The 5,561-nt window shown below is 67.4% G+C and carries 4 protein-coding genes; 1 reads left to right on the top strand and 3 read right to left on the bottom strand.

Annotated elements, in window-relative coordinates; all coding sequences use genetic code 11:
• The 3 genes from RWX45_RS01975 to RWX45_RS01965 form a co-directional block, all read right to left on the bottom strand.
• Positions 1 to 1,046, bottom strand: a 1,046-nt coding sequence (locus RWX45_RS01975; protein WP_316022113.1) for a glycosyltransferase, incomplete at its 3' end; no start/stop codon positions are given.
• Entirely contained in the window at positions 1,043 to 2,278 is a 1,236-nt protein-coding gene (locus RWX45_RS01970; RefSeq protein ID WP_316022112.1) for a glycosyltransferase family protein, read from the bottom strand. The genes RWX45_RS01970 and RWX45_RS01975, both read right to left, overlap by 4 nt.
• A gap of 907 nt (positions 2,279 to 3,185) precedes the next feature.
• Entirely contained in the window at positions 3,186 to 4,496 is a 1,311-nt protein-coding gene (locus RWX45_RS01965; RefSeq protein WP_316022111.1) for an anaerobic C4-dicarboxylate transporter, read from the bottom strand.
• 453 nt (positions 4,497 to 4,949) lie between these two features.
• On the opposite strand from RWX45_RS01965, the gene nadD reads away from it, so the two are divergent.
• Positions 4,950 to 5,561 (top strand): nicotinate-nucleotide adenylyltransferase (gene nadD, locus RWX45_RS01960; RefSeq protein WP_316022110.1); only part of this gene is annotated, 612 nt, incomplete at its 3' end.

Here is a 5,561-nt window from a genome sequence, read left to right as displayed (position 1 = left end):
GCGGGCGGGAGCAGGATCCCGGTGTCGCCGTCGCGCACGACCTCCGGCAGTCCGGACACGGCGGTGGCCACGACGGGAGTGCCGCAGGCCATGGCCTCCAGGACCACGGTGGGCAGGCCGTCGATATTGCCGTCGGCGGTGGGGATGCAGGGGGCGGCGAAGACGTGCGCCCGGCCCAGCAGGGCGCGTACCTCCTCCTGGGTGAGCGGCCCCAACAGGTGCACGCGGTCGCCCAGCCCCAGGGAGAGGATCTGTGCCGCGAGCCGGTCGTGCTCCTCACCTTCGCCGGCGATGTCCGCTCTGACGGGCACGCCCGCCCGGGTGAGGATGTCGACGGCGTCGATGAGGTCGGCGAAACCCTTCTTGGGCACGAGGCGGCCCACTGCGGCGATGCGCAGGGGCCCGTCGGCGGGTGCGGGTGGACGGAAGGGGAAGCGGTCCAGTTCGAGCGCGTTGTAGCGCAGCTCGATCCGGGCGCCGGTGCCTGCCAGCAGGGAGTGCAGGTTGCGCTCGTTGTAGCGGCTGATGGCCACCACCCGGTCGGCGTCGGCGCAGATGCGGCGCAGCCACAGCTGGTTGACGGACTCGTGGTAGATGTCCTTGGCGTGGGTGGTCACCGTGTAGGGGATGCCGCTGAGGCGGGAGGCGATCCAGGCGGTGCGGCCCGCCAGCGAGGCGAAGTGCGCATGCAGGTGGGTGATGCCGGCGTCGCGGGCGGCGCGGGCCAGGGCGGCACCCTGGGCGACCTCGTCTCCGGGCAGATCCGCCACCGCGGGCAGAATCTCCGCCAGGCGGGTGCGCATGTCGGGTTCGTTGACCGAGGTGGCCAGCAGCTCCCACATGTCGATGGCGCGGCGTGGGCGCGGCACCCAGTTCACCTGCGCCCGAATGCGGGCGATTTCGGGGTGAAAGCGGGAGTCGGTGGTGGGGCGCAGCGCGTAGATGGTCAGGTCATCCCCGAGGGCCTCGCGGGCCAGCATCTCGGTGACGACGAAGGTCTCCGAGAAGCGGGGATAGACCTTGAGGACGTATCCGATTCGAGTCATGATGCCTTCTCCTCAAGCGATTCAAGAGCGGTGGAACGGGAGCGGAACAGGGCGGCGGCCCGGTGGGCGACCGCGTGCAGCCCATCGCCGTCGATACGGTCGCGGGCGATGCTGCGGGTGACCGCCTGCGCGGTCCAGCGGGACAGTGCCGCGGTGCTCAGGTCGGCGACGCGCATGACGTCGACGGCGCCGACGGCCTCCAGCGCGCGGGCGCGGATGAGCTGTTCCCGGCGGGGCTGCTCGCGTGGAGCGATGAGTGCGGGGGTGGAGGTGGCCAGGATTTCGCAGGCGGTGTTGTACCCGCCCATGGCGATGACGGCGGAGGCGCGGGCGATCCACTGGCCCAGCCCGGGTAGGGAGCGGTGCACTTCGGTCATCGGGCCGGCGGCCTCGCGCACCGCGGCGAATTGGGCGTCGTCGACCTGCGGGCCGGTGACCAGGACGTGCCGGTAGCCCGGTGGCGGCGTCATGCGGACGGCGCTGCGCAGCAGCTGGAAGCCGTCGGAGCCGCCGCCGACGGTGGTCAGGACGAAGCGCGACGGCATGCTCGCGTAGTTGCGGTCCAGGTGGCCGCGTTCCTTGGCGAGGTAGCCGGTGAAGACGGCGCGGTTGCGCAGGGAGATGGGTACCTCGCCGGTGGCGATGGAGTCGTGGACGGCGGGGTCGCCGTACACCCAGACCTCGTCGATGAGGCGGCGCAGGTTGCCGGGGGCGTCCAGCTCCCGCCACTCGGCCGCCGCCACCTCGGGGGAGTCCAGGATCTCGCGCAGCCCCAGGACGATCCGGGTGTCGGGGTAGTCCTCGCGCAGGCGCCGCAATGGCGCGTACAGCTCCTTGCGGACCCCGTAGATGTGGCGGTCGACGATGACCAGGTGGGGTGCGAACTGTTCCAGTGCGCTGTCGACCAGCTGCGCGCGCAGCTCGGCCAGCGACTCGGGGGCCTCGCGCAGGCTGCGTGGTTCGTAGCCGTGGGGGCCCTTGGCGAACCCCGGTAGGACGAGCCAGTCGAAGCCCTCGGGCAGGGGGAAGCCGGTGGAGGGCAGCATGCCGACGATGAGCAGGCCGGTCACCTTGGCCCCCGTCAGCGTGGGCAGTTCGGTGGCGAGCTTGTGGGCCAGTGCCAGGTTGCGGCGGAGGTGACCCAGTCCTTGCGCGTCGTGGCTGTAGAGGACGACGCGGATGCTGGCGGGGGTCAGCGTCTGTGGCAACGTCTGTGTCATTGTCTGCGTCAAGGGAGTCTTCTTTCCGTCGTCGGGTGCGACCTTTGGATTAAGACTCCCGCCGCCCCGGAAGGCAGCGATGAGACAACGATGAGAATTCTCTAAGGCAGGTCCCAGCCGTCCGCAACGTCGCCGCCCGCCCCGCCGCCGCCCGCCCTCTTCACCGAAACCGGCACTAATAACGTGCCGAAACCGGCACTTGTTACGTGCCGAGACCGGCACTTGTTACGTGCCGAAACCGGTCGAAGTTGCTGAGGGCGGGCTAAGTCTTGGGAAGCCGCTCAGGTTTTCCTGGCGTGGGTCACGTCTCTTGATGCGGAGTGGGGCTGGTGTTGCGGTGGTGGCCGTGATCGCTTGGCTGGGTGCGGCCTGGCCTCGGGGCGTGGGTCAGGCGGGGTAGTGAGGCTTCGGGGTGCCGACGGCGTGGGTCAGGTGGGGTAGTGAGGCTTCGGGCGTGCCGGCGGTCGCGGCGCGGCTGGAGTTCCTGCTGCGGGTATCCGGGTGGGGTGTTGGTGGTTGAGGTCGACGACGACGCACACGAGCTGGGCTCTACATATGAGCTGGGTGCCACGTACACGACTTCACGTCATGCGCACGAGTTTGTGTCATGTACACGAGTTTTGGAGATATGCGGGTGTTGAGACAGTGCAGAACTCCAAAACTCGTGTCTTTGGGGAGAACTCGTGTTCATCGGGCGAACTCGTGTTCGTGGCGCCACGGGGATGGACCCTGAGTGTGTTCGTGATGCCGGGGGAGGACTCTTGAACGCGGGGATGGGACGAGCGCCCCCAGTGGCGAGAGGCGCGAGTGCGAGCGAGGCCCTTGAGCATAGGGGCGGGCCTCGTCGTGCGGCGGCAAGCTACGCGCAAACCGCCACCACACGACGAGGCCCACCCCCGTCCGCGGCATCGGCGGCGCGTCAGAGGATGTACGGAGCCATGAGGAACCCGAGCGCCACGCACACGATGATGGAGGCGGTACCGGGCAGTACGAAGGGGTGGTTGAGCACCGTCTTGCCCACGCGTGTGGAGCCGGTGTCGTCCATTTCCATAGCGGCGACCGTCGTCGGGTAGTTGGGCAGGAGGTAGTAGTTCGCGACCGCCGGGTAGGAGGCGACCAGTGCCGTCCCCGGCAGTCCCAGTGCCACCATGAGCGGCATGAATGCGCGGGTAGTGGCGGCGTGGGAGAACATGAGCGGCGCGGCGAAGTAGAAGAACACCGCCACCAGCCACGGCGCGGCCTGGAACGGGCCGGACAGGGCGTTGGAGATGGTCTCCTCATACTGGTTGACGAAGGCGTTGCCCAGCCAGGCCAGACCGAGGATGCATACGGCGGCGGTCATTCCGGCGCGGAAGGTGTCCTGGGTGGCGATCTGCGCCGTCGGCTTCTTGGCAGCGGCGCAGATGATGGCCGCAGTGGCCAGCATGATGGTCATGATCGCCGGGGTCGAACCCATCGGCGGGTCGCTCATGATGCCCAGCTCCGGCGAGGAAATCGTGGCGTAAGCAACCACCAGGATGAGGGCCGCAAGGAAGATGAGCAGGCTGGGCACTGCGCTGGGGGCTGCCTTGTAGTCGGTGGCGGCAGCGGTGGAGGGCTTGACCAACCCCTTGTTCATGCGCTCGATGTACACCGGGTCGTCCTTGAGTTCGGAGCCCTGGAAGTAGGCGACGACGGCGCCGACGGCGCAGCCGATGAAGGTGGTGGGAATGACGATCGCCAGGCACTGCAGGTAGCCGACATGGAGCGGCTCCAGGGCGACGACGAGCGCCACCATGGCCGCAGAGATGGGGGAAGCGGCCACGCCGACCTGAGAGGCGACGACGGCGATTGACAGCGGGCGCGACGGGCGGATCCCGTGTGCCTTGGCGACGTCCACAATGACGGGGATGACCGAGTAGGCGGTGTGTCCGGTACCGCACAGCAACGACATGAGGAAGGTCACCAGCGGTGCGAGAAACACGATCTGCTTGGGGTGCTTGCGCAACAGGACCTCAGTGAGATGCACCAGGTGGTCCATAGCGCCGGCGAGCTGCAGGGCGGCCACCGTGCAGATCACCGACATGATGATGCCGATGACCTCCCACGGGGCGTCGTCGACCGAGGTGTGCACGCCGGTGAGAACCATCACCAGGATGCCGGCGCCGCCTGCCAGACCGATGCCAACGCCGCCCATGCGGGCGCCGATGATGATGAAGAGCAGAACGACGGCCAGGTGAAACCAAATCACCGTGGTCTCCTTTCGGGATGAGGGACAGGTGCTGTCATCAACCAGGGCCGGTCGGGGACTGTCCTGTGACCGTAGGTGGCGTGAGTGGACAGGGCGCCATCCGGGTGAGATGACGACAACTTGTCGCGATGGTAGCCATACTTTGGTGATCCGGTGTGCGTTTCGTGCATGCAGATGTCATGTCTTTTTCCAACGTCGGAGTCGGCGGAGGAGGTTCGGGGCGGTTGGTGATGGTCGCTATCGAGGTGCCTTGTCGGGTGCATCGGCGGCGGATATCAGGGGGAGTAGTGCTCAAGATGACTGCTGCGGGGAGGTATTTCAAAGGCTGTGCACCGCGTGTGCGAATCGGTCTTCGTGGTTGTGGCGTGGCAGGATGGAGACAACCGGGCGCAATCGGCGCGCGGAACGGACCAGAGGAGCACACGTGGAGATCGCCAACGCGGAGGGTCGCTTGTGAGTGACAGTACGCGTCCTCTGCGCATCGGCATCATGGGCGGCACCTTCGACCCGATCCATCACGGGCACCTCGTGGCCGCGTCCGAGGTCCAGGATGTCTTCAACCTCGACGAGGTCATTTTTGTGCCCACGTGGGCGCAACCCTTCAAACGGGACCGGCGCGTCTCGCCTGCGGAGCACCGCTACCTCATGACGGTCATCGCGACGGCGTCGAATCCGCGCTTCACGGTTTCGCGCGTGGATATTGACCGGGGCGGCACCACCTACACCATTGATACGCTCCACGACATCATGGCGGAGTATCCCGGTGCCGAGCTGTACTTCATCACCGGCGCGGATGCCCTCGCGCAGATCCTCACCTGGAAGAACAACGAGGAGATCCTCAGCCTGGCGCACATGGTTGGGGTGACTCGGCCCGGGCACGTCCTGACCGATACGGGGCTGCCGGCGGACAAGATCTCCCTGGTGGAGGTCCCCGCCATGGCGATTTCATCCACCGATTGCCGACGGCGAGTGAGTCGGGGCGGTCCCGTCTGGTACCTCGTGCCCGACGGCGTGGTCCAGTACATTCGCAAGTACGGTCTTTACCGTGTGGCCGAGCGGTCCGCG

Origin of the sequence: Actinomyces sp. MRS3W, from assembly GCF_032465695.1 — a bacterium.
Lineage (GTDB): Bacteria > Actinomycetota > Actinomycetes > Actinomycetales > Actinomycetaceae > Actinomyces.
Note: the sequence above shows the minus strand (reverse complement) of the source record. Positions and strands in the feature narration are given on the sequence as shown.